Genomic DNA, 22,665 nt, shown 5'->3' on the forward strand with positions numbered 1-22,665 from the left:
GCCCGTGGGTCGGGTCGCTGAGGGCTCGCCCCGCGCCTACCGACCGAACCCGTCACCGAGCCCCTTCGCGGTCGGGAGCCGCCAGCCACGGGCGACGGCGACGAGCCGGAGCCCGACCGTCACCGCCGCGCAGGCCGCGGCCGCGACCCCCGAGGGGCCGCCGAGGACGCCGACCAGCCAGTACGCGAGCCCGCCGAACACGGCGCAGCTCGCGTAGAAGTCCTCGAAGAGGATGAACGGGGACCGGTCGAGGAGGATGTCGGCGAGCGCGCCCCCACCGACGGCGTTGATCGTGGCGACGGCGACGACGCCGAACGCGGACACGCCGGCGTCCGTCGCGACGATGGCGCCGGTCGTGGCGAAGGCGGCGAGGCCGACCGCGTCGGCGACGACCGTCACCGGGTGCTCGTCCGGGCTGGCGAGCCACGCGCTCAGGCCGACCGCGAGCGCGACGCCGAGCAGTCCGAGGAGTATCTCGACCGGCGAGCGCAGCGCCAGCGGGACGCGCGAGACGAGGAGGTCGCGGGTGACGCCGCCGGCGAACGCCATCGCGAGCCCCACCACCGCGACGCCGAACAGGTCGAACTCCTCGCGGACCGCCTTGCTCGCCCCGACGAGGGCGAACGCGACGAGCCCGACCGTGTTCATGACCGCGAACGGGTCGCCGAAGAGGGCCGCGAGGACGCCGCCGGTCATCCGCCGAACGCCCCGAGGCTGGACTGGAGCTCGCGCTCCGGCACCGCGTCGGTCAGCTCGTAGCCCACGAGGTCGCGCGCGTCGACCGCGTACGTCGAGCCGCCGCGGTCGAGCACCAGCACGCGCCCCTTCCAGCCGCGGACGGTCCCCGCGGCCATCGTCTCGGCGACGGGGCGCTCGTCGAGGTCGAGCCCGTAGTCGAACGCGAACCGCTCGATCGGGTCGAACCGGTCGAGGAGCGCCTCCCAGGCGGCCTCGTCGACCGCCCGCCCGAATCCGTCGAGCTTCGTCGGGACGCGGACCCGGTCGACGAGGTCGTCGCCCGCGGCCAGTTCCGCCTCCACCTCGCGGGCGATCCGCCCGTTCGGGAAGGTGCGGACGTGGGCCGCGCGGTCGGCACCCTGCTCGCGGAGCCGCGTTCCCAGCCGCCACTTCCGGGTGACGCCGACCTTGAGCACGTCGGGTGCGAACGCGGCGAGGTACATCGCGTGCGACTCGTGGCAGTCCATCTCGTCTTTCAGGCACGTGCCGGTACACCGCGCGCACACCCAGACCCCGGAGTGCTCGTCGCAGTAGGGCGCGTCCGGGGCGTCGCAGGCGACGTGGTCGCCCTCGTGGACCGTCCCCGCGCAGCGGCGCTCGCCGAGCCCGAACGCGAGTTCGGTGCCGGGGCTCGCGTCCACGAAGTCGACGGTCCCGCCGCTCGCGACGTAGAGCCCGCCCCCGATCGGTCCGCTCGCCGCGGCGATCGAATCCGCGTCCCCGTCGGACTCCGGCGGGCCGCTCGCGGCGTCCGTCTCGTAGCCGACGACCTGCACGCTGCGAGATAGGGGGAGGCGGGGCTTATAGCCGTCGTCGGCCGCTCCGCTCGCCGCCAGTCGAGACGCGACGCGCGCTCGGCGAGGAGTTTTCCCCGCGGGCGTCGCACACGCGGCCATGCTCGACGCGACGCTCGCGACGGCGGCGACGGACGACGGGGTGGTCCTCTCGCTGAGGGTCGAGAACGCGGGGTCGGCGCCGATCACGCTCGACTTCCGGACCGGGCAGCGCGCGGAGTTCACCGCGTACCCGGCGGACGAGAACGACATCGACACCGGCGGCGAGGGAGCCGACACCGGCCGGGAGGACACTGACTGGGAGGACACCGACCGAGAGGGCCCGGACCCCGTCTGGCGCTACGGCGCGAACCGGATGTTCACGCAGGCGCTCGGGAGCGAGACCGTCGCGCCCGGCGAGGCGGTCGGCTACGAGGCGACGTGGCGGGGGCCGCCCTCCGGCACCTACCGGGTCGTCGGCGAGGCGACGGCGACGGACCGCGACGTGCGCGCGGCGGCGGTCGTCACCGTGGTGTGACCGCGCCCGCTCCGACCGGATTTTATAAGTGAGGCCCGCGTGGCCCTTCGGACATGCGCACGGCAGCCCTCCCCCCGGTCGTCGCAGCGGTCGTCGCGGTCGCGATCAGCGGTATCAGACGCCTCTCGCCGATCCTCCTCGAATCGCCGGTCGCGCTCCCGTCGGCCGAGACGCTCTCGACGTACCTCGTGAGCGCCCGGTTCACGGCGTTCCTGCTGGTGTACGGACTGCTGTTCGGGACCGCCCTCCTCGCCGGACTGCGCGACGGCGACACCTCCGCCACGTCGACCGCGCTGGCGACGGGCGCGAGCGCGACCGTCGCCTTCCTGCTCGGGTCGGTCGCCGTCTTCTGGTACCTCGGTCCGAACCGCGGCCCCGTCGTCACCGCGGTGCTCGCGCTCGGCGCGAGCCTCGGCGTCGGGATCCAGTTCGCGGTCGTCGCGTACGCGGGGGTCGCGCTCGGGAAGCAGCGCGGCGCGGGGCCGAGCCCGATCGTCCCCTGATCGCGTCCGGCGGGGCGCTCGCGCGGCTACGACGCGTCCGACTCCCGCCCGTGGACCGCGCGGTCGACCGCGGCCGCCGACGCCTCCCGGGCGCGGTGGCTGGCCTCGGCGTCGGTCTCGACCTCGACGAGGTGCGACCCCGGCGACTCGTGGGCCCGGGCGACGGCGGCCGTCACGTCCTCCGCGACCGCCGCCGCGCGCTCCGCGGGGTCGTCGCCGCGGTCGGCGAGCGCGTCCGGACGGGCGTCGATCCGCTCGTACCCGAGGCCGTGGAGCGCCGCGAGCGGCTCGAAGTCGAGCCCGTGCGGCGTCTTGAACGACTCGGTGAACGGCGGCTCGAACGACTCGATGGGGAGCTTGTGGAAGATGCCGCCGCCGTCGTTGTTGACCGCGACGACCGTGACGTCGACGTCGCAGCGGTCGACCGCGAGCAGCCCGTTCGAGTCGTGGTACAGCGCGAGGTCGCCGACGACGAGCGTGAGGTCGTCCGTCGTCCCGCTGCCCGCGCCGAGCGCGCTGGAGACGATGCCGTCGATGCCCGAGACGCCGCGGTTGCCGAGCGCGGTGACGTTCGCGGTCGTCGCCCCGACGAACCGGTCGAGGTCGCGGACGGGCATCGAGTTCGAGACGAACAGCGTCGCCGGGTCTGGGAGCGCGTCCGCGACCGCGCGGACGGCGTCGCCCTCGTGGAACGCCGCCGCGTTCGCGTCGGTCGCGGCCGAATCCCCGATCGCTTCTTCCTCGCGGGCGTGAACTGCCTGTGCGACGCGGTCCGCCTCCTCCCACTGCGCGCGCCAGTCGCCGTCTCCGCCCCCACCCGCGACGAGCCGCGAGAGGCGGGCGCAGAGCCGGTTCGGCTCGGCGACGACGAGGTCGGTCGCGGCGAACTCGGCCTCGCGCCAGCCGCCGGCGGGGTCGACCTGGTACTGGGCGGCGCCGGTCCCGGCGAGGTACTTCCGGAGCCGCTTCGAGGTCGGCGAGGCGCCGAGTCGGAGCACGAGGTCGGGGTCGCTCCAGCTCGCCGGGCCGTCGCCGGCGAGGTCGGCCGAGAGGTAGGCGTCGTAGTTACCGATCACCGGCGCGACGCGCGTGTGGCCGCCGTACCGGAGCCCGGAGAGCGGGTCGGCCAGCACGGGGAAGCCGGTCGCGTGCGCGAGCGCCGTGACGGCCTCCGGGTCGATCCCCGGCGGGTCGGCGGGCCCGGCGACGATCAGCCCGCGGTCCGCGTCGCCCAGCTCGGCCGCGAGCGCGCGCAGCTCGTCGTCGCCGGGCTCCGGCGCGCCGGGCGTCACGTCGACGTAGGGGCCGTCGCGGCCGCGTTCGGCGGCCTCCGGGAGGTCGTCCGGCACGTCGTCCGGGACCGGCGTCGGCTCCAGCGGCTTCTTGAACGGCACGTTGAGGTGGACCGGTCCCGGCTCGGCGCCCTCGGCGGCCCCGACCGCGCGCGCCACGGTGGTCCGGAGCGACCGGAGCGCCCGGTCGTTCGCGGCCGGCTCGGGGAGGTCCTTGTAGAACCGGACGGCGTCGCCGTACAGCTTCTCCTGGTCCGCGGTCTGGTTCGCGCCGGAGTCACGCAGCTCCGGCGGCCGGTCGGCGGTGAGCGCGAGGAGCGGGACGCGCGCCTCGCTCGCCTCCATCACGGCCGGGTGGTAGTTGGCGGCGGCGGTGCCCGAGGTACAGATCAGCGGCGTCACGCGGCCGGTCCGGCGGGCGCGGCCGAGCGCGAAGTACGCGGCGGAGCGCTCGTCGAGCTGTGAGAACACGCGGAGCTCCTCGTGGCCTGCGGCGGCGACGGTCAGCGGCGTCGAGCGGCTGCCCGGCGAGGCGACGACGGCGTCGACGCCCGCGGCGACGAGCTCGTCGACGAGCGCGGTCGCCCACAGGACGTTCCGGTTCGGCGCGGTCATTACCGCCGCTTCGGGCGCCGACGTAAATACTCCGGCGGGTTCGACCGAGCGGCGGGGGCGTGCGGGGCCGACGGCGTGATCACTCCGACTCCGATTCCGATTCCCGCCCGGTCACCTTCCGGATACACGAGGAGCCGAACGGCCCGAGTTCGCCGGCGTCGAGCTCGACGAAGTGGCCCGTCGAAATCGAGGCGCCGCACCGCCGGCACTCGAAGTCGCCCTCGCGCGCGACGACCTGGCTGTCGTACTCGACGTAGGTCCTGCCCGTGCGGACGCGGAGCCGGGCGCCCTCGCGGTCGATGACGCCGCGCTTCTCGGCCGCGTCGAGGATGTCGCGGGTGAGCGCCGGGCTGGTCGTTATCGTCTCGATCCGGTCGACCGCGGCGGCGAGGTCGAGCTCCTCGCGTTCGAGGTGGGCCAGCAGCTCGACGCCGAGCTCCAGCTTCTCGTCGCGGGTCGGCGGCTCCGTCACGACCGGCGAGACGGCGCGGTCGCTCTTAAGTCGGCGGGATGGGCGCCCGGCCCGCGCCCCGAGCGGTGGGCGGTCGCGTCCGCGCGCCCCCAACGATCGTCCGCCAACCCTCGCAGACCGGCAGATTCACGTCGAGCGGACGACACCTCCGACCGTGGCCCGTTCCCGCGACCGCTCCCGCCGCCGCCCCGCCTACCGGCGGCGTCCGAACGAGTTCTACTGGCTGTGGATCGCGGCGACCGCGACGTACGGTGTCGGCGACATCGTCTCCACCGTCGCCTTCCTCCGATACGTGCCGACGATCGAGGAGGCGAACCCCGTGGTGCGGTTCGCGCTGGAGTCGTTCGGGCTCTCGGGGCTCGTCGCGCTGAAGATCGCCGTCTACCTCGTGATGCTCTGGATCAGCGTCGAGGGGGCGCGAGACGGAGACGGCCTGCTGTACTACTTCCCACCGATACTGCTCACGGCGACCGGGACGTACCTCACCGCGAGCAACCTGCGGCTGCTGTGGCTCGCGTGAGCCGGGGCGCGCCGTCCCGCCGACTCCCAGCGCCGGCTATCGCCCCGACCGACACCGACTTTCCCGCGCGGCGCCGATCGGACCCATGCTCTCTGACACCCCCGGGCTCCACCACGTCACGGGGATCGTCGGCGAGGCCGAGGCGCACGCCGCCTTCTACGGCGGGACGCTCGGCCTCCGCCTGCTCCGCCGGACGGTGAACTACGAGGACTTCCTCCAGTACCACCTCTACTTCGGCGACGCGACGGGCTCGCCGGGCTCCGTGTTCACCGTCTTCCCGGACCCGAACGCCGACCCCGGGCGAACCGGGAAGCCCGGCTACGAGGCCGTCGCCTTCGCGGTGCCGCCGGACTCGCTCGGCTACTGGCGGGACCGGCTCTCCGACCGCGGCGTCGAGGCGGACCCGCTCGACGCCGACGCGCGCCTCGGCGACCGCGGGCTCGCGCTCGCGGACCCCTCCGGGACGCGGGTCGAACTGGTCGAAACGCCCGGGCCTGACGCCGACCCGTGGACCGAGGGCCCGGTCCCCGCCGCGCACGCGATCCGCGGGCTCCACGGCGTGACCGCGCTGCCCGCCGACCCGTACGGCACGGCGAGCGTGCTGGAGACGCTCGGCTTCGAGTACGAGGCCGAGTCCGGGGACCGCGTTCGGTACCGCGCGCCGGGGGACCGCGCGGCGGTCGTCGACCTCCTCGACCGCGACGCCGCGTACCTCCGGGAGGGGCCGGGGACGCTCCACCACGCCGCGGTGCGCGTCGCGGACCGCGAGACGCTGCTGGAGTGGCACGAGCTGTTCCGCGAGCGGGGCTACGACGTGTCGCGCGTGAAGGACCGCCACTTCTTCCACTCGCTGTACGTCCGCGGCCCCGGCGGGCTCCTCGTCGAGCTCGCGACCGAGGCGCCGACCGCGGAGGGCCCGCCGGGCCCGGGGCTCGCCGACCCGGCGGCGACGGGGCACGCGACGGAGCTCTACCTCCCCCCGCGGTTCGCGGAGGACCGCGAGCTGATCGAGTCGCAGCTGCCGCGGTTCGACGGCCCCGAGTCGGGGTCCGCGGAGGAATGAGCCGGCGGATCCGCGGCGTCGACGGGCCGCACGCGGAGGCGACGCTCGTGACCGGCGGCGCCCCCGTCGCGGCGGCCGAGGTCGCGGTCGTGCTGGTCCACGGCCGCGGCGGCACCGCCGAGGGGCTCGTCAGGCTCGCGGACGAGTTCTACCGCTCGGGCGCGACCCTCCTCGCGCCCGGCGCGGTCCGGTCGACGTGGTTCCCGGCGCCGCACGAGGCGGCGCTGTCGGCCAACGAGCCCGCCCTGACCTCGGCGGTCGACTGCGTCGCGGCCGCGGTCGACGTCGCGCGCGACGCCGGCGTCCCGCCGGAGCGCGTCGTCCTCGTCGGGGTCTCGCAGGGCGGCGCGGTCGTCGCCGAGTTCCTGCGCCGCCGGCCCGACCGGTACGGGGGCGCGTTCGTCGTCTCGGCCGCCCTGCCGGGCGACGACCTCGATTCGCGGGCGCTCGACGCGGCCGAGGACACCGAAGGCGACGGCACCGGGGACGGCAACGCCGGAGACCGTGGCGCCGGGAGCGACGACGACGGGTCGCTCGCCGGGACCCCCGTCGCGCTCGACAGCAGCGAGGACGACCCGTACGTGCCCGCCGAGCGCGTCCGAGCGACCGCGCGCGTCTTCGAGCGGGCCGGCGCGGCGGTCGAGTGCCGGATCGACCCGAGCGACGGCCACGGGCTCTCGGACGCGACGATGGACCGGATCGGCGAGCGGATCGCGGGACTGCTCGACGAGGACTGAGGCGTCGCCCCGTCGAGCGGCCCCGCGCGACCCGGTCGGTCCCGAACGTGTTCGCGCCGCCCGACATGCGGCTGCGGCGTCGACGGTCGAGCGATGTCCGAACTCGACGTCAGAGAGATCCCGCCGAACGAGCGACACGACCGGATCCACGAGGCGTTCGCCGACCTGGAGCCGGGCGAGTCGCTCACGATCGTCAACGACCACGACCCGAAGCCGCTCTACTACGAGCTGTCGGCCGAGGTCCCCGCGTTCGACGACGAGGCGTACGCGGTCGAACGCGAGGGTCCCGAGCGCTTCGTCGCGGAACTGCCGAAGGCCGAGGGCGGAGCCGAGCCGGAGGCGGTCCGGATCGCCGACCTCGACGGCGAGCCCCACGCCCGGGCGTTCCCCGGCGCGGAGCCGAAGACCGTCCGGCTCTCGCTGGACGCCGGCGAGTCGGTGGCGGAGCACGACCACCCGGACCGGACGGTGCTGTTCCACGCGCTGACGGGCGCCTTCGACGTCGCGCTCGACGGGGAGCCCCACCGCGTCGAGGCCGGCGGGCTGCTCCGCTTCGAGGGCGATCGGACGGTGAAGCCGACCGCGCGCGAGGACGCCACCGCGCTGATCGTGCTGGCGCCGCGGGGGGAAGCGTAGGCGACGCGCGACTTCGGCGGCCGACGGTCCCGGAGCGGACGGCGTTCGCTCCGAACATGTTCGTCGGAATTCCCGCACGGCGAGTCGGCGCGCAGGGCGTTACAACTACCGACCGCGAACGACGACCCACATGACGGACGACACGACACTCGATCGGCGACGGTTCGTACAGGCGACGACCGCCGCGGGCGCGACGCTCCTCCTCGCCGGCTGTTCCGGCGGGGGCGACGGCGGCGACGGCTCCGGCGGCGACGGCTCCGACGGGAGCGACGGCTCGGACGGCGGCTCCGGCGACGGCGGAGACGGCGGCGACACCCAGTACCTCGGCGAGGAGCCGGACTACGGCGGCTGGATGGAAGGGGCGAACAACTACGAGCAGACCGTCGACGCCACCGGCCAAGACGAGGTCACGGTCTCGGTCGGCGCGGGGGACGGCCTCTCCTTCGGCCCGGCCGCCGTGGCGGTGAGCACCGGGACCACCGTCGTCTGGGAGTGGACCGGACAGGGCGGCGGCCACAACGTCGCCGCCGACTCGGGCGCGTTCGAGAGCGAGACGGTCACCGAGGAGGGCCACACCTTCGAGTACACCTTCGAGGAGACGGGGACGTTCACCTACGAGTGTACCCCCCACTCGTCGGTCGGCATGAAGGGCGCCGTCGTCGTTCGGTGACGCCGCGACGCGGCTGAACCGCGCCCGGGACGCCGACGCGACGCGAACACCTTTTTTCGAACCCGCGTTCCGAGCAGGGAACCGGCCGCGTTCTCACGTCCTCGGAACGCGGTCGGCGTTCTCCGAACGTGTTCGCGCGCTTCCAGCCGCACAGCAAGCCGCTCGACGACCTATATACCGAACGCCGCAACGTCCGCCTGTCGCGAGGGAATCGCCGCTCGCGGATCTACCCATGTCGAACGACACACAGCGGTCCACGGACGCGGGGGAATCGAGCGACCAGACGACCGACTCGACGGACGGGTTCGACTCCATGCTCCCCGGCGTCCGTCGCCGCGACTTCATGAAGGCCGGCGCCGCTGCGGGGGGCCTCAGCGGGCTGGCGGGCTGTACCAGCATCCTGAGCGAGGACGACGTCCAGGGGACGGCCTCGGCGAGCGGGGTCGACAACTCCGTGCCGCCGGGCGAACACGACGAGTACTACGCGCTGCTCTCCGGCGGACAGGCCGGCGACGTCCGCGTCTACGGGCTCCCGTCCATGCGCGAGCTCATCCGGATCCCGGTGTTCAACCGGGACGCCTCGCGCGGCTACGGCTTCGACGACGAGAGCAAGCAGATGCTCGAAGACGCCGGCGGGTACACGTGGGGCGACACCCACCACCCGCGGATCAGTCAGACCGACGGCGACTACGACGGCCGGTTCGCGTACGTCAACGACAAGGCGAACGGGCGCATGGCCCGGATCGACCTGACGTACTTCGAGACGGACGCCATCGTCAACATCCCGAACCAGCAGGGGACCCACGGGGCCTGCGCGCAGCTGCCCGACACCGACCTCATCTTCGGCGTCGGCGAGTTCCGGACGCCGGTCCCCAACGACGGGAGCGGGAACCTCGAAGACCCCGACTCCTACGGCTCCGTCCTCGCCGCGATCAACCCCGAGAACATGAACGTCGAGTGGGAGGTCCTCATCGACGGCAACATGGACAACGGGGACGGGAGCAAGGAGGGTCGGTACTTCTTCACGAGCGCCTACAACACCGAGGAGGCCGCGACCGAGTCCGGGATGACCCGGGCCGACCGCGACGACGTGAAGGCGTTCGACATCCCGCGGATCGAGGCCGCCGTCGAGGCCGGCAACTACGAGATGCTGAACGGGGTCCCGGTCGTCGACGGCCGGAAGGACAGCCCGCTCAACCAGGGCGACGAGCCCATCGTCCACTACATCCCGACGCCGAAGAGCCCGCACGGCGTGAGCGTCACTCCGGACAACGAGTACGTGATCGTCAGCGGGAAGCTCGACCCGACGGCGTCGGTGATCGACATCGACAAGATCGACGAGGTCGACGACCCGACCGACGCCATCGTCGGCCAGCCGAAGCTCGGCCTCGGCCCGCTCCACACCGCCTACGACGGCCGCGGCCACGCGTACACGACGCTGTTCATCGACTCGCAGGTCGTCAAGTGGGACATCGAGGAGGCGGTCAACGCCGAGCCGCGCTCGGAGAGCCCCGTCATCGAGAAGATCGACGTCCACTACAACCCCGGCCACCTCATCGCCGCGGAGTCGTACACGGAGGACCCGGCGGGCGACTGGCTCGTCTCGCTGAACAAGCTCTCGAAGGACCGGTTCCTCCCGGTCGGCCCGCAGCACCCGGAGAACGACCAGCTGATCTACATCGGCGACGACGAGAACGGGATGGAGCTGGTGAAGGACTCGCCGGCGCAGGCCGAGCCGCACGACGCGTCCATCTGCCACAAGTCGAAGATCAACCCGAAGGAGGTGTACGACCCCGAGGACCTCGAACTCAGCCACACCGCCGAGGGCGAGTCCACGATGGAGCGCGTCTCCGAGGACCGCGTGGAGATCGAGATGTACTCCACCCGGAACCACTACGGGTTCCAGGAGATGGTCGTCCAGGAGGGCGACGAGGTCGAGATGCAGGTGACGAACATCGAGACCACGAGCGACATGCTCCACTCGGTGGCGATCCCCGACCACGACGTCCACATGCGGGTCGCGCCCCAGGAGACGCGCAAGGCGACGTTCACCGCCGACGAGCCCGGCGTCTACTGGATCTACTGCGCGCACTTCTGCAGCGCGCTGCACTTAGAGATGCGCTCGCGGCTCATCGTCAAACCGGAGGAGTAACGCCATGAGTTCGTCGCTCACGCGGCTGACCGAGATCCGACGCGCGCTCCCGCTGGCAGCGGCGGCGCTGCTCGTCGGCGCGCTGCTGGTCCCGGTGTGGAAGATCTCGCTGACGGCGCCGCAGTACCCCGGTCAGGAGCTGCTCATCGAGCTGTACGCGTACCCGCGTCTGGGCGGCGACTTCGCCGAGGTACAGGGGCTCAACAAGTACGCCGGGTTCCACTACCCCGACCCGGTGTTCATCGACCCGAACTACGCCGTCAGCGAGGCCGCGATCGACGTGCCCGAGTGGCTGCTCGGGCCGGTCGTGTTCGTCTCCCTCGCGCTCACGGGAGCGTTCGTCGCGTTCGCGCCGACGGCCCGCAAGCTGAAGGCCGGGCTCACGGCCCAGCTCGTCGGGACGATCACCGTCTTCGTCGGGATGTTCGCGTTCATCCAGTACCGGCTCTACCAGGCCGGTCACTCGCTGGACCCGGACGCGCCGCTCCGGGGCATCGAGTCGTTCACGCCGCCCCTGCTGGGGCCGTACGAGGTGGCGAACATCTCCGGCTTCGCGTGGTTCGGCCCCGGCGGGTACATGACCGTCATCGCGGTCCTGCTGCTCGCCACCGCGTACCTCGCGCGCGACATCGAGGCGACCGTGGACGAGCTGCCGGCGCTCGCCCGGGCGCTCCCCGGAGAGGTCCGCGACCGCGTCGGTGGGGAAGCGGCCGCCGACCGAGACCGCGACGTCGACGGGGGCGACCATGTCGGGTGACCGCCTCGAGGTCGGCTTCCTCGCGGCCGCCGTCGCGGTGGCGGCCGTCGCGCTCGCGCTCGGCGTCGCGCTCCCGGTCGCCGGCGCTGGCGGCCCCGCGGACGCGAGCGGCCCGGCAGTCCCGTCGAACGCCTCCGGCGCCCCCGGGCTCGACGTGGCCACGGACTTCGCCGCGACGGGCGTGACGGCGCCCGAGCGCGACGGGACCGCGACGGTCGACGGGGACTCGTTCGCGTCCGCGCAGGCCGCCGTCGACGCCGCCGACCCCGGCGAGACGGTCGTCCTCGACGGCCGGTTCGACGAGCGCGTCAACGCGAGCGTCGACGGCCTGCGGCTCGTCGCGAGCGCGGACGGCGCCGTGATCGACGGCGGCGGCGAGGGGCGCGTGCTCACCCTGAGCGGCGAGAACGTCACCGTCTCCGGGGTGTGGGTCCGCGGCTCCGGCAGCGACCTCGGCACCGAGGACGCCGGCGTCTTCGTCGCGGGCGACCGCGCCCGGATCGAGTCGGTCCGGATCACCGACACGGCCTACGGGATCTGGGTCGACGGCGCCGACGAGGCCGTCATCGAGGACGTGCGGATCGACGGCCGGGAGGACGTGTACCCGGTCACCGACCGCGGCAACGGGATCCACCTGTTCGAGACGCGCGGGACCGTCGTCCGCGACACCGAGATCACGCGCACCCGCGACGGGATCTACTTCTCGTGGGCGACGGACGTGCTCGCCGAGAACAACACGATCCGCCACACGCGGTACGGCGTCCACTACATGTACTCGGACGACAACCGCCTCGTGGACAACGTCGCGGCCGACAACGGCGTCGGCTACGCGCTGATGGTGAGCGAGGGGCTGACCGTCCGGAACAACACGGCCCTGCGCAACGACGGCGGCAGCGGCCACGGGATACTGGCGAAGGACATCGAGGACTCGGCGATCGCCGGCAACCACCTCGTCGCGAACCGGAACGGCCTCTACCTCTACAACGCGCAGGGGAACCGGCTCGTCGACAACCTGATCTACCGCAACGGGATCGGGATCCACAGCGCCGCCGTGAGCAACAACGCGGTCGTCGCGGGCAACAGCTTCGTCCGCAACGGTCGGGCGGCCAAGACGGCGCGGAACTCGCTCGTCGCCTGGAACGGCACCGAGCGGGGCAACTACTGGTCGGGCGCGCAGACGGCCGACCGCGACGGCGACGGCGTCAGCGAGATCCGCCACCGCCCGATCGGGATCGTCGAGAACCTCGTGGACGAGACGCCGCAGGCGGCCGTGTTCGCGAACAGCCCGGCGTTCGAGGCGGTGCGGCTGGCCGGGAGCTCCTTCCCGGTGATCGAGACGCCGGGGGTCATCGACCGCCGCCCCCTCGTCGAGCCGAACCACGACTGGCGCGCCTACGAGCCGACCGGCGAGGCCCGCGCCGTGAACCGAACCGCCGACACGGAGGACACACCATGAGAATCGACGCGACCGACGTGCGGAAGACGTACGGGGACGTGACCGCCCTCGACGGGCTCTCGCTTTCGGTCCCGAGCGGCTCGACGTTCGGGATCATCGGCACCAACGGGGCCGGCAAGTCGACGCTGTTCCGGCTGCTCGTCGGCCACGACCGGCCGGACGCCGGGACCGTCAGCGTCGGCGGCGCCGACGTGACCGAGGACGGGCGGCGGATCCGCGAGCGCGTCGGCTACCTCCCCGAGCACATTGGGTTCCCGGACGGGCTCACCGGCCGCGAGGTCCTCGGCGTCCACCGGGCGACGCGCGGCCTCCCGAAGGACGGTCGGATCGCGGCGGCGATAGCGCGGGTCGGGCTGACCGCGGACGAGGCCGACCGCCGCGTCTCGGGCTACTCGAACGGCATGCAGCGCCGGCTCGGGCTGGCGACGGTGCTGTTGCCCGACCCCGACGTGCTGATCCTCGACGAGCCGACGGCGGGGCTCGACCCCCGCGGCGTCGACGAGTTCCACGCTATCGTCGAGGAGATAACGAAGGAGACGGACGCGACGGTCGTGTTCTGCTCGCACGTGCTTGGCGAGGTCGAGCGGCTCTGCGACCGCGCCGCCGTCCTCCACGACGGACGGGTCCGCGCGTCGGGGCCCGTCGACGAGCTCGCCGCGGGGGCGAGCGAGGCGGCGCCGGCCGCGACCGACGCGGGAGCGACGGGCGAGAGCGGCCGGGACGCCGGCGGGCTCCGCGCGGCGTTCCGCGAGGCGGTCGGCGACGACGCGGCGCGCCGGGCCGCGACCGACGCCGAGGAGGTGGCGCCATGAGCGACCCGACGGAGCGGGCCGAGGAGGGCGACGCCGAGACCCGTCCGGACGGCGGGCACGCGGACGCGGCGGCCGCGGTCGGGGCGTTCGCCGCCGACGCGGACGCCGAGTCCGCCGACTCGGCGGCGTCGGCGGCGACCGTCGAGGCGACCGAGACCGGGGCGAACGACGGCGTCCGCGGGGCGCTGCGGCACGTCTTCGTCGTCGCGGTCACCGAGTACCGGCTGGCGGTCCGGAGCCGGTGGGCGCTCGCGCTGACCGGGCTGTTCGTCGCGTTCGGCGGCGTCGTCTTAACGTTCAGCGGCTCCGCGGTCGGGCCGGCGGGCGCCGAGCGCGTCGTCGCGTCGCTGACGAGCCTCGCCGCGTACCTCGTCCCGCTCGCGGCGCTCGCCTTGGGATACGACGCGATCGTCGGCCGCGAGGACGAGGGGTGGCTCGCGGTCGTGTTCTCGCTGCCGGTCCGGCGGAGCGAGGTCGTCGCCGGGACGTACCTCGGCCGGCTGGCGGTGCTGGCGGGCGCGACGCTGCTCGGGTTCGGCTTCAGCGGCGCCCTGATCGTCCGCGAGTTCGGGGTCACCGAGCTGCCCGCGTTCCTCGGGTTCCTCGGGGGCGCCGTCGGCGCCGGCGCCGCGTTCCTCGCGCTCGCGCTGCTGCTGTCGACCGTCGCCCGCGAGAAGACCCACGCGCTCGGCGCGGCGCTGCTCGCGTGGGTGTGGTTCGTGCTGGGCCACGACCTGCTCGCGCTCGGCGTCGTCGCGGCCGCGGACCTGCCCGGCGCCGCGCTCTCGGCGCTGGTCATGTCGAACCCGGTGAGCGCGTTCCGCGTGCTCGCCTTGAGCGGACTCGGCACGACCGCAGGCGGCGGATTCACCGCCGTCCTCGCCGGGAGCGGGCTGTCGACGGCCGCGCTCGCGCTGTCGCTCGTCGCGTGGGCCGTCGTCCCCGTCGCCGCGGCGGGCGTCCTGGTCCGCCGGCGGCGGCTCTGAGAGGGGGCGTTCGAGCGGGCGGACGCCCGCGGACTTGGTTTCCGACCGCGCTACTGGATCCGCTCGATCCCGTCGTCCTCGGGCTGCTCGAAGTCGACCGGGCGGCGCGGGAGGTCGTCGACGAACTCCCGGACGATGGTGCGCTCGACGCGCTGGAGCACCTCGCTACACGTGGACTTCGCGATGCCGACGTGGTCGGCCACCTCCGTCAGCGTGGTCTCGCGGGGCACGTCGTAGTAGCCGCGGTCGACCGCCTCGAAGAGGACCTCGCGCTGGCGCTCCGTGAGCGACCCGCCGGGGTTCACGCGCTGTTGGACGTACTCGACCTCGAAGTCGGCGCCCACGTCGCGGAGGGCGTCGCCGAACTTCGCGACGCGCTCGTGGTCGCCCGTCACGTCGACGCGGGCGACGCCGTCGCGGATCTCGACCGGCATCTCGATGGGGACGCCGGCCCGCCGCGCGACCGTCTGGAGCAGCGGGACGAGCGCCTCGACCTGGACGGTCACCATGCCCTCGTCCTCGGCCATCACCGACGAGTGGGTGATCGTGTCGTGGTCGTCGATGGCGTCGAGGATCGGGTCGGTGTCGTCGGCGGTGATCCGGACCAGCGCGAACCCGGCGCCGTCGTCGGGGGTCGCGGTCATCACCTGGAACCGCGCGTCCGGGAACTCCCGCGAGACGTCGCCGACCCACGGGCCGTCAGGGATGTCCACGCGGAGGCGTGCCTGTGCCATGCGCGCCCGTTCGGCGCCGGCGTGGAAGTACCTTCGGCTCCGCGCTCGCCGGAACATGTTCGTCACAAACGACCCGGGGACCGGGTTCGTCGATCGACACATGAGCTCCGAACCCGGCGATTCCGCGGCGGTCGAACGGGCGGTGGCCGAGCGGACGGACGCGCCGACCGAGGGGGAGACGGTCGCCCTCGACGTGCGGACGCTCGGTCCGCCGAAGCCGCTGCGCGAGACGCTCGAACGCGTCGAGACGCTCGGCGACGGCGACGTGTTAGTCCAGTACAACGACCGGAGCCCGCAGTTCCTCTTCCCGCGCTTGGAGGACCGCGGGTTCGCCTACGCCGCGGTCGAGACGGACGCGACGGAGGCGACCGTCACCGCCATCTGGCCGGCCGACGGCGGGCGGGCCGCGGCGGACGAGCGGGCCGCCGAGGGCGACTCAGGCGCCGGCGACGCGACCGCGACGTAGCCGCCTGATGGGACGAACCATTCGAGATTGACGCGACGGTCTCCGGCGTCGCGCGCGGCGGCGCGTTCGGCTATCCCCCGCGCAGCGCCCGCCACTTCGCGGCGACGAACCCCGCCAGGATGAAGGCGAACCCGACGACGGTCGCGGCCGTCACCGCCTGGCCGAGCACGAGCCAGCCCGCCAGCGCCGCGAACACGGGGATCACGTACTCGATGAAGCTCATCTCGACAGGACCGAGGTCGTCCAGCAGCGAGAAGTACAGCAGGAACCCCCCGACGCCGGCGACCGCGGAGAGGTACGCGACGGCGCCGAGCGCGGACGGGGTCCATGCGGCGGTCGCGAACGACTGGCCCGGGACCGCGAGCACGGCGGCGTGGAGGACCGCCGCGCCGACCGCCATCATCCACGCCTGCGTGGCGACGAACGGCATCGACGGCGATCGGCTGTGGGTGACGACCGCGGCGACGGCGAACGCGAGCGCGGACGCGAGCACGAGCGCGACGCCGAGGACGCTGTCCGCGAGGTTCGCGGGGTCGGGGTCGGCGATGACGACGACGCCGACGAACCCGAGCGCGACGCCGACCGCGGTGCCGGCGGTGACTTCCGCGTCGGTGGACGCGAGCCGCGTTAGTGCGGGCGTCACCACGGGGACGAGGCCCAACAGGACGGCCGCGACGGCGCCGGTGACGTACCGCTGTCCGGCGAACAGGAACGCGTGATGGGCGCCGATGATGAGGGCCCCGCCGACGAGCACGTACACGTAGTCGTCGCGGGTCCGGGGGCGAACGTCCGTCCCCGAGGCGAGGACGCCGCCGAACAGCAGCGCGGCGGCGACGTCGAAGCGCACGGCCGCGAACGGGACCGGGGGGAGGTCCGCGAGGCCGACGTCCGTCGCCATGAACGCCGTCCCCCAGACGGCGCAAAGCAGGAGGAAGCGGCCGGCCGTCCGGTAGCGACTCATTCACGCGGAGGTCGCCGCCGACCGCGAAATACCCGTCGAACCGCCTCCGCATTCGCGCGCCGCTCCCGCCGGGGAACACGTTCGGGGACGACCCCAAAGGGATCGGGACCGTACCGTCGCGCGACCGATGTTCGACGACCTCGACACCGACCGGCGGCCGCTGGTGCTCGTCTGGGAGGTCACGCAGGCCTGCGGGCTCGCGTGCCGGCACTGCCGCGCCGACGCGAGGCCGCAGCGGCACCCCGACGAGCTGACGACCGCGGAGGGGAAGCGACTCCTTGAGAACGCCGCCGCGTTCGGCGACGGGCAGCTGGTCGTCCTTTCCGGGGGCGACCCGCTCGCGCGCGACGACCTCACGGAGCTGGTCTCGTACGGCGACGACCTGGGCCTCCGGATGACGATCACGCCGAGCGGGACGCGGTCGCTCACGCCCGAGCGCGTCCGCGACCTCGCCGACGCCGGGATCGCGCGGATGGCGCTCAGCCTCGACGGCCCGACCCGCGAGCGTCACGACGCGTTCCGCGGCGAGGAGAGCTTCGCGGACACGGTCGAGGCCGCGCGCGCCGCCCGTGACGCCGGGATCCCGCTCCAGGTCAACACCACGGTCTGCGCGGACACCGTCGACGACCTCCCCGCGATCCGCGACCGCGTCCGCGACCTGGGCGCGGTCCTCTGGAGCGTCTTCTTCCTCGTCCCGGTGGGTCGCGGCCGCGTCCTCGACCCGGTCGACCCCGGGCGCGCCGAGGACGTGATGGCGTGGCTCCACGAGGTGTCCGACGAGGAGCGGTTCGGCGTGAAGACCACGGAAGCGCCGTTCTACCGCCGCGTCGGCGTCGAGCGCGCGACCGACGGCGAGGCCGACGGCGCGGCCGGCCGTCGGGGCGGGATCACGGCCGGCCGCGGGTTCGCGTTCGTGAGCCACACCGGCGAGGTGTACCCGTCGGGCTTCCTCCCGGAGTCCGCGGGGAACGTCCGCGACCGGTCGGTCGTCGACGTGTACCGGAACGCCGACCTCTTCGAATCGCTCCGCGACCCCGACGGCTTCTCGGGGAAGTGCGGCGCCTGCGAGTACCGCCACGTCTGCGGCGGGAGCCGGTCGCGGGCGTACGCCGCGACGGGCGACCCGACCGGAAGCGACCCCCTCTGTCCGTACGTCCCGGAGGGCTACGACGGGGCGCTTCCGGAGCGGCAGCGCGCCGGCGACGACGGCGAGCGTCCCGAGCCGGCGGACTGAGTTCGGGGTCAGGCGTACGCCTCGAACTCCTCGCCGAACGCAAGGAAGTAGCCGGTGCCGACGACGCCGATGACCGCCGCGACCGTGAACGCGACCTCCGGGCTGACGAAGTCCCACAGGTACCCGCCGACGGCGGCGCTCGGGATCACGACCGCGTTCCGGAGCAGGTAGTACGTCCCGGTGACGCGGCCGCCGGACCCGCGCTCCGCCGGGCCGATGATAAGCGCCTTGTGCGACGGCAGCCCCGCGAACCGGACCCCGGAGAACGCGAAGACCGCGACCATCACCGCCGACAGGGGCAGCGCCGACCCCGCGAGCGCCGGCGCGTAGATCAGCACGACGGGGAAGACGGCGTAGACAGCGAAGCCGGCCGCGACGACCGGCTTGAGCCCCACGCGCTCCGCGAGCTTCGAGGCCGGGACCATGATCAGCAGCGCGACGAGCATCTCGACGCCGAGCAGGTAGCCGAAGAACGCCTGCGGGGAGAGGTCCACGGCGTACGAGAACCCGCCGAGCGCGACGGTGGTGTCGAGGCCGACCTGGAAGAACTGCGTGACCACGAGGACGAAGAACACGTACACCATCCCGTTCGCGAACCGGACGAGCGTGTCGCCGACGAGCAGCGGGCGCAGCGGCGCCGGCATCTCCCGCAGGTCCCGTCGGATCCGGTCGAGCCCGGCGAACGAGTCGCCGATGGAGTCGCCGCTCGCGTCGTAGAGGACGTGCTGGACCGCAGTCCCGAGGACGCCGACCGCCACCCCGACCGCGAGGACGTACCGGAAGCTGGCGGTGAACTCCGCGCGGAGCCCGATGAGGACGGCGGCCAGCACTGGGCCGATCAGGAACGCCGTCCGCCGGAACGTCTCCGTGCTGGCGAACCCCGCGGCCAGCCGCGAGGGGGCCGTCGCCTGCTTGACCACCGCGAACGTCGCGCCGAGGCCGAACGACTTCCACGCCTGCGCGAGCGCGAGGCCGACGAAGACCCAGACCCACGGCTCCACGGTGCGCCCGCCCGCCGTGATCGGACCGACGGCCGGGGCGACCAGCCAGACGGCGAAGCCCGCGGTCGACAGCAGTCCGAAGAGGGTGAGCGCGTACCGCGACCCGATCCGGTCCGAGACGGCGCCGCCCGGGTACGGGTACAGCGCCGAGATGACGTTGCCGAACGTGCCGAAGAGCCCGACGACGAACCCGGAGGCCCCGAGCGCGACCATGTACTCCGGGAGGTACCGGGTCGTCATCTGGAAGCCGAGGCTGAACGCGAACATCGCGACCGACAGCACGAGCACGTCCCGCTCTAACGCGAGGAACCGGCGGAAGGCGTCGAGCGCACCGGACCGCTCGGCGTCGGCGGCGCCCCGGTCGCCGGTCACCGGCGCTCCCCCGCGGTCGTCGGACGGGTGCGGTCGGCGACGCCGGTGCGGCCGCGCGGCGGCGGACTGCGGGGCATACGCCTCGTCGGGTTCGCGGCGGCAAAAAGCCACCCGCGCGGCGCGTCGTCCGCGAGGTATTTACGCCTGATAATTTGCGCCGTGCGTTTTTATCCCGTTCCCGGCGATAGCGGCTATGAACCGACGGGAAACGCGCGACGCGGTCGTTCACTTCGGCCCCGACGCGGACTGGGTCCGCGAGGCGGCCGCGGAGTCGTCCGCCGTCGCGGCCGCGGACGGCGTCGCGTCGTACGACGAACCGGAGGCCGACGCCGGGGCGGCGGACGCGGCCGGCGCGCGGCTGGCGGTCTGCGAGCTGTCCCCGGACGCCGGCGTCGAGGCGCTCGCGGCGGTCCGCGACGCGCTGCCGACCGTCCCGGTGCTGGCGGTCGTCGCCGACGCCGACGCGGTCGACGACGCGCTCGCGGCCGGCGCGGCGGACGTCCTCGTGCGGCGCGACGGCGTCGACGACACGGCGCTGCTCGCGCGGCGGATGGAGGGGGTCGCGGCGACGCCGGCCGAGTCCCGGCTCGGCGCGGAGTCGACGGCGCAGCTCCTCGACGCCATCGACGACTCGTTCTACGCGCTCGACGCCGACGGGGCGATCAGGCGGTGGAACGACAGCTTCAGCCGGCTGACCGGGTATGAGGACGAGGAGCTGGCGGGGATGGACGCGCTGGAGCTGTTCGCCGGCGCCGACCGGGAGCGGATCGCCGGCGCGATAGAGACCGTCGTCGAGACCGGCAGCGCGACCGCCAAGGCGGAGCTGGTCGCCCGGGATGGCGAGACGACCCCGGTGGAGTTCACGGGGGCGCTCGTCACCGACGCGGACGGGTCGCCGAGCGGGATCGTCGGCATCGGTCGCAGCCTGACGGAGCGCCGGGAACGCGAGGCGCGGCTGGCGCGGCTCCGACAGGCCGTCGAGACCATCGTCGACAGGGCCCCGCTGACGCTGTTCGAGGTCGAGGCCGACGGGACGGTCTCGACGGTCCGCGGCGAGACGCTCCCCGAGCGACTCGGGCGCCGGGTGTCCGAGGGGGACGCCGCGGAGGGGGTCTTCGCGGACCAGCCCGAGATGCGCCGGCACGTCGCGGCCGCCCTCGACGGCGAGCCCGCACACGGGCTCGTCGAGGTCGGCGACTCGACCCTCGAAGCGTGGCTCCAACCCGCCCTCGACGAGACGGGGCGGGTCACCCGGGCCGTCGGGCTCGCGCTCGACGTGACGGAGCGCGAGGAGCGCGCGGTGATGCTCGACCAGATCCAGGCGAGCGCCGGCGAGGTGATCTGGATCTCCACCCCCGGCAAGGAGTCGATGGACTTCGTCAGCGACGCCTACGAGGACGTCTGGGGGCGCGCGCCGGAGACGCTCAGGTCGGACCCGATGTCGTTCGTCGAGGCGATACACCCGGACGACCGGGAGCGGGTCGAGGCGGCCCTGACCGAGCAGCGCGAGGACCCGGACGCCTACGAGGAGACCTACCGCGTGGTGCGACCCGACGGGGAGGTCCGGTGGGTCCACGACCAGTCGTCGGGCGTCTACGAGGACGGCGAGCTGACGCGGATCGTCGGCATCGCGACGGACATCACCGTGCGCAGGCGCCGGGAGCGCGAGCTCCGGCTGAAGAACCGCGCGGTCGAGACCGCGCCGGTCGGCGTCGCGATCCACGAGACTGCCGAGTCGGCCGGCCCGATCACCTACGTCAACGAGGCGTTCGCGTCGGTCACGGGCTACGACGGCGACGCGGTCGCGGGCGAGGGCCTGTCGGCGCTCGCCGGCGACGACACCGACTCCGACCGGCTCCACGCCGTCGCCTCGGCGGTCAAGACCGGCGACCGCGGCTCCGCGACGCTCGTGCTCTACCGGGCCGACGGGACCCCGTTCTGGGGGCGGGTGGACGTGGCGCCGGTCGTCGACGGCGACGGCGAGGCGACGCACGCGGTCAGCTTCGTCCAGGACGTGACGGAGTCGAAGGAGCACGAACAGGAGATCGAGCGCCACCTGACGGAGTTCGGCGAGGTGCTCGCCGAGGACCTCGGCGTCCCGCTCCGGGAGGCGCGGGACCGGCTGGACGCGGCGACCGACGACGACCCGGACGCCGATCTCCGGCGCGCGGAGGAGTCGGTGGAGCGCGCCGTCTCGCTCGTCGAGGACCTCGCCACGGTCCACTCGTTCTCCGTCGAGCCGCGGCGCCTCTCCGAGTCGATGCGCGGGTCCTCGCCGGCGCCCGCGGGGCGGGACGAGTGAGATGACCTGTCACCGAGCCGACCCGCGCGGAACCCGGGGGTGACCCGGATGGAACTCCCGGTTTCGACGGTGGTCGTCTGTGAGACGAACCGGACCAGGGCAGACCTCTACGGGCTCTGGCTGGAGGGGTACGACTCCCGGCTGGCGCTGACGAACGCGCAGTTCGACGAGGCGTTCGACGCGGGGGTCGCGGTCCTCGTGCTGGACGACTCGTTCGGGGGCGGCGACCCGGGACCGGTCCTCGATCGAGTCGAATCGGCGGCGCCGCACTGCCGCGTCCTCGGGGTCCGCGACCGCGACGAGTCCGAGCCCGGTCCGCGGCGCTACCACCAGGCGATCGAACGACCGGTGTTCGAGGAGGACCTCGTCGAGCGCGTCGAGACGCTGTCGCACCGCGCGAACTACCACCTACTGTTAGACAAGTACTACCGCACCACGGTCCTGCTGTCGGTGTACGAGTGGCGGGCGGACGGCGACCCGACCGACGAGGAGCGCTACGAGCGGCTCCTCGACCGGGCCCAGCGGCTCCGGGAGTACCTGAAGGGGATCCGGCCGCGGATGCGCGACGAGGACGTCCGCGCCGTCGCGGAGTCGATCGCGGTCCCCGAGGTCGACGACGACGACGCGGCGTCGGTCGAGAGCAAGTACCGCCCGGACGAGTGCGCCCGGTGCGAACGCGACTGGACCGCGTCGGGCGGCGACGGCGACGCCGCCGAGAAGCTCGGCGCGTACGTCTGGCGGTGCGGCGACTGCGGCCACGTGGACATGCGCGCGGACCCCAGCCACCGGCGCGTCAGCTCGTTCAAGGGGTGACCCGGAGGCGCCCGGGGCTCGCCTACGATCGAGGGCCGCCCAGCGGGCACGGACCGCTCGGG

At 73.6% G+C, this 22,665-nt stretch carries 23 protein-coding genes; 16 read left to right on the forward strand and 7 right to left on the reverse strand.

Translation table 11 applies throughout. From position 1 onward, the window contains the following. Positions 1–36 precede the first annotated feature (36 nt). Positions 37–696 (reverse strand): trimeric intracellular cation channel family protein, encoded by a 660-nt coding sequence (locus tag HPS36_RS14695; protein ID WP_173230722.1) that lies wholly within the window; start codon positions 694–696, stop codon positions 37–39. Continuing rightward, positions 693–1,514 carry a DUF2797 domain-containing protein gene (locus tag HPS36_RS14700; RefSeq protein WP_173230723.1) on the reverse strand — a complete coding sequence of 274 codons (822 nt, stop codon included), beginning with the start codon at positions 1,512–1,514 and terminating at the stop codon, positions 693–695. The genes HPS36_RS14695 and HPS36_RS14700 overlap by 4 nt, the downstream gene beginning before the upstream one ends. A 118-nt stretch (positions 1,515–1,632) precedes the next feature. Between HPS36_RS14700 and HPS36_RS14705 the strand changes: the two genes are divergently transcribed. Both HPS36_RS14705 and HPS36_RS14710 read left to right on the forward strand, forming a co-directional pair. Then, positions 1,633–2,049 (forward strand): BsuPI-related putative proteinase inhibitor, encoded by a 417-nt coding sequence (locus HPS36_RS14705; protein WP_173230724.1) that lies wholly within the window; start codon positions 1,633–1,635, stop codon positions 2,047–2,049. A 53-nt stretch (positions 2,050–2,102) separates the two neighbouring features. Further along, the gene (locus HPS36_RS14710) at positions 2,103–2,552 is read left to right on the forward strand and encodes a hypothetical protein (RefSeq protein ID WP_173230725.1); all 450 of its coding nucleotides are present in this window, start codon (positions 2,103–2,105) and stop codon (positions 2,550–2,552) included. Between the two features lie 26 nt (positions 2,553–2,578). Here the strand turns inward: HPS36_RS14710 and menD are convergent, their stop codons facing one another. Together menD and HPS36_RS14720 are read right to left on the reverse strand one after the other, a co-directional pair. After that, positions 2,579–4,459: a 2-succinyl-5-enolpyruvyl-6-hydroxy-3-cyclohexene-1-carboxylic-acid synthase gene (menD, locus tag HPS36_RS14715; protein WP_173230726.1), complete on the reverse strand. Its 1,881-nt coding sequence runs from the start codon at positions 4,457–4,459 to the stop codon at positions 2,579–2,581. Positions 4,460–4,538: 79 nt separating this feature from the next. Beyond that, positions 4,539–4,931, reverse strand: a complete 393-nt coding sequence (locus tag HPS36_RS14720; protein WP_173230727.1) for a DUF5830 family protein — start codon at positions 4,929–4,931, stop codon at positions 4,539–4,541. A gap of 154 nt (positions 4,932–5,085) precedes the next feature. Between HPS36_RS14720 and HPS36_RS14725 the strand changes: the two genes are divergently transcribed. The 10 genes from HPS36_RS14725 (at position 5,086) to HPS36_RS14770 (ending at position 14,720) form a co-directional block, all read left to right on the forward strand. Continuing rightward, on the forward strand, positions 5,086–5,451 hold the full coding sequence (locus HPS36_RS14725) for a hypothetical protein (protein ID WP_137715724.1): 366 nt from the start codon (positions 5,086–5,088) through the stop codon (positions 5,449–5,451). An 85-nt stretch (positions 5,452–5,536) separates the two neighbouring features. Next, a complete protein-coding gene (locus tag HPS36_RS14730; RefSeq protein WP_173230728.1) occupies positions 5,537–6,514 on the forward strand; it encodes a VOC family protein in 978 nt (325 codons plus the stop codon). Beyond that, the gene (locus HPS36_RS14735; RefSeq protein ID WP_173230729.1) at positions 6,511–7,251 is read left to right on the forward strand and encodes an alpha/beta hydrolase; all 741 of its coding nucleotides are present in this window, start codon (positions 6,511–6,513) and stop codon (positions 7,249–7,251) included. Before HPS36_RS14730 ends, HPS36_RS14735 begins: the two co-directional genes overlap by 4 nt. A gap of 93 nt (positions 7,252–7,344) precedes the next feature. After that, positions 7,345–7,887 (forward strand): DUF2249 domain-containing protein, encoded by a 543-nt coding sequence (locus HPS36_RS14740; RefSeq protein WP_173230730.1) that lies wholly within the window; start codon positions 7,345–7,347, stop codon positions 7,885–7,887. 130 nt (positions 7,888–8,017) lie between these two features. After that, positions 8,018–8,557, forward strand: a complete 540-nt coding sequence (locus HPS36_RS14745; RefSeq protein ID WP_173230731.1) for a halocyanin domain-containing protein — start codon at positions 8,018–8,020, stop codon at positions 8,555–8,557. A gap of 232 nt (positions 8,558–8,789) precedes the next feature. Next, a complete protein-coding gene (gene nosZ / locus HPS36_RS14750) occupies positions 8,790–10,709 on the forward strand; it encodes a TAT-dependent nitrous-oxide reductase (RefSeq protein ID WP_137715719.1) in 1,920 nt (639 codons plus the stop codon). 4 nt (positions 10,710–10,713) lie between these two features. Then, positions 10,714–11,466: a hypothetical protein gene (locus HPS36_RS14755; protein WP_173230732.1), complete on the forward strand. Its 753-nt coding sequence runs from the start codon at positions 10,714–10,716 to the stop codon at positions 11,464–11,466. Then, positions 11,456–12,922: a nitrous oxide reductase family maturation protein NosD gene (nosD, locus tag HPS36_RS14760; RefSeq protein WP_173230733.1), complete on the forward strand. Its 1,467-nt coding sequence runs from the start codon at positions 11,456–11,458 to the stop codon at positions 12,920–12,922. Before HPS36_RS14755 ends, nosD begins: the two co-directional genes overlap by 11 nt. Next, entirely contained in the window at positions 12,919–13,734 is an 816-nt protein-coding gene (locus HPS36_RS14765) for an ABC transporter ATP-binding protein (protein ID WP_173230734.1), read from the forward strand. The genes nosD and HPS36_RS14765 overlap by 4 nt, the downstream gene beginning before the upstream one ends. Continuing rightward, positions 13,731–14,720 carry an ABC transporter permease gene (locus tag HPS36_RS14770; RefSeq protein WP_173230735.1) on the forward strand — a complete coding sequence of 330 codons (990 nt, stop codon included), beginning with the start codon at positions 13,731–13,733 and terminating at the stop codon, positions 14,718–14,720. Before HPS36_RS14765 ends, HPS36_RS14770 begins: the two co-directional genes overlap by 4 nt. A gap of 50 nt (positions 14,721–14,770) precedes the next feature. Here the strand turns inward: HPS36_RS14770 and HPS36_RS14775 are convergent, their stop codons facing one another. Then, positions 14,771–15,511 carry a helix-turn-helix domain-containing protein gene (locus HPS36_RS14775; protein ID WP_173230736.1) on the reverse strand — a complete coding sequence of 247 codons (741 nt, stop codon included), beginning with the start codon at positions 15,509–15,511 and terminating at the stop codon, positions 14,771–14,773. On the opposite strand from HPS36_RS14775, the gene HPS36_RS14780 reads away from it, so the two are divergent. After that, positions 15,510–15,920, forward strand: coding sequence for a DUF2249 domain-containing protein (locus HPS36_RS14780; protein WP_173230737.1), 411 nt, complete (start codon positions 15,510–15,512; stop codon positions 15,918–15,920). The genes HPS36_RS14775 and HPS36_RS14780 overlap by 2 nt on opposite strands. A 70-nt stretch (positions 15,921–15,990) precedes the next feature. Here the strand turns inward: HPS36_RS14780 and HPS36_RS14785 are convergent, their stop codons facing one another. Continuing rightward, on the reverse strand, positions 15,991–16,881 hold the full coding sequence (locus HPS36_RS14785) for a DMT family transporter (protein ID WP_173230738.1): 891 nt from the start codon (positions 16,879–16,881) through the stop codon (positions 15,991–15,993). Between the two features lie 127 nt (positions 16,882–17,008). On the opposite strand from HPS36_RS14785, the gene HPS36_RS14790 reads away from it, so the two are divergent. Continuing rightward, positions 17,009–18,115, forward strand: coding sequence for a radical SAM protein (locus HPS36_RS14790; RefSeq protein ID WP_173230739.1), 1,107 nt, complete (start codon positions 17,009–17,011; stop codon positions 18,113–18,115). An 8-nt stretch (positions 18,116–18,123) separates the two neighbouring features. Here the strand turns inward: HPS36_RS14790 and HPS36_RS14795 are convergent, their stop codons facing one another. Beyond that, a complete protein-coding gene (locus HPS36_RS14795) occupies positions 18,124–19,488 on the reverse strand; it encodes an MFS transporter (RefSeq protein ID WP_173230740.1) in 1,365 nt (454 codons plus the stop codon). 193 nt (positions 19,489–19,681) lie between these two features. Here HPS36_RS14795 and HPS36_RS14800 point away from each other — a divergent pair, with 193 nt between their 5' ends. Together HPS36_RS14800 and HPS36_RS14805 are read left to right on the forward strand one after the other, a co-directional pair. Further along, positions 19,682–21,790, forward strand: coding sequence for a PAS domain S-box protein (locus HPS36_RS14800; RefSeq protein ID WP_173230741.1), 2,109 nt, complete (start codon positions 19,682–19,684; stop codon positions 21,788–21,790). A gap of 48 nt (positions 21,791–21,838) precedes the next feature. Further along, positions 21,839–22,603, forward strand: coding sequence for a response regulator receiver protein (locus HPS36_RS14805; protein WP_173230742.1), 765 nt, complete (start codon positions 21,839–21,841; stop codon positions 22,601–22,603). The last annotated feature ends 62 nt before the right edge of the window (positions 22,604–22,665 follow it).

It is taken from the genome of Halorubrum salinarum (genome assembly GCF_013267195.1).
In the GTDB taxonomy this organism is placed as follows: Archaea; Halobacteriota; Halobacteria; order Halobacteriales; family Haloferacaceae; genus Halorubrum; species Halorubrum salinarum.

Coding starts and splice junctions, on each gene's coding strand:
- HPS36_RS14785 (WP_173230738.1), bottom strand. CDS start 16,881: ATGAGTCGCTACCGGACGGCCGGCCGCTTCCTCCTGCTTTGCGCCGTC.
- HPS36_RS14730 (WP_173230728.1), top strand. CDS start 5,537: ATGCTCTCTGACACCCCCGGGCTCCACCACGTCACGGGGATCGTCGGC.
- nosZ (WP_137715719.1), top strand. CDS start 8,790: ATGTCGAACGACACACAGCGGTCCACGGACGCGGGGGAATCGAGCGAC.
- HPS36_RS14780 (WP_173230737.1), top strand. CDS start 15,510: ATGTTCGTCACAAACGACCCGGGGACCGGGTTCGTCGATCGACACATG.
- HPS36_RS14765 (WP_173230734.1), top strand. CDS start 12,919: ATGAGAATCGACGCGACCGACGTGCGGAAGACGTACGGGGACGTGACC.
- HPS36_RS14770 (WP_173230735.1), top strand. CDS start 13,731: ATGAGCGACCCGACGGAGCGGGCCGAGGAGGGCGACGCCGAGACCCGT.
- HPS36_RS14740 (WP_173230730.1), top strand. CDS start 7,345: ATGTCCGAACTCGACGTCAGAGAGATCCCGCCGAACGAGCGACACGAC.
- nosD (WP_173230733.1), top strand. CDS start 11,456: ATGTCGGGTGACCGCCTCGAGGTCGGCTTCCTCGCGGCCGCCGTCGCG.
- HPS36_RS14735 (WP_173230729.1), top strand. CDS start 6,511: ATGAGCCGGCGGATCCGCGGCGTCGACGGGCCGCACGCGGAGGCGACG.
- HPS36_RS14745 (WP_173230731.1), top strand. CDS start 8,018: ATGACGGACGACACGACACTCGATCGGCGACGGTTCGTACAGGCGACG.
- HPS36_RS14775 (WP_173230736.1), bottom strand. CDS start 15,511: ATGTTCCGGCGAGCGCGGAGCCGAAGGTACTTCCACGCCGGCGCCGAA.
- HPS36_RS14790 (WP_173230739.1), top strand. CDS start 17,009: ATGTTCGACGACCTCGACACCGACCGGCGGCCGCTGGTGCTCGTCTGG.
- HPS36_RS14800 (WP_173230741.1), top strand. CDS start 19,682: ATGAACCGACGGGAAACGCGCGACGCGGTCGTTCACTTCGGCCCCGAC.
- menD (WP_173230726.1), bottom strand. CDS start 4,459: ATGACCGCGCCGAACCGGAACGTCCTGTGGGCGACCGCGCTCGTCGAC.
- HPS36_RS14695 (WP_173230722.1), bottom strand. CDS start 696: ATGACCGGCGGCGTCCTCGCGGCCCTCTTCGGCGACCCGTTCGCGGTC.
- HPS36_RS14705 (WP_173230724.1), top strand. CDS start 1,633: ATGCTCGACGCGACGCTCGCGACGGCGGCGACGGACGACGGGGTGGTC.
- HPS36_RS14755 (WP_173230732.1), top strand. CDS start 10,714: ATGAGTTCGTCGCTCACGCGGCTGACCGAGATCCGACGCGCGCTCCCG.
- HPS36_RS14805 (WP_173230742.1), top strand. CDS start 21,839: ATGGAACTCCCGGTTTCGACGGTGGTCGTCTGTGAGACGAACCGGACC.
- HPS36_RS14710 (WP_173230725.1), top strand. CDS start 2,103: ATGCGCACGGCAGCCCTCCCCCCGGTCGTCGCAGCGGTCGTCGCGGTC.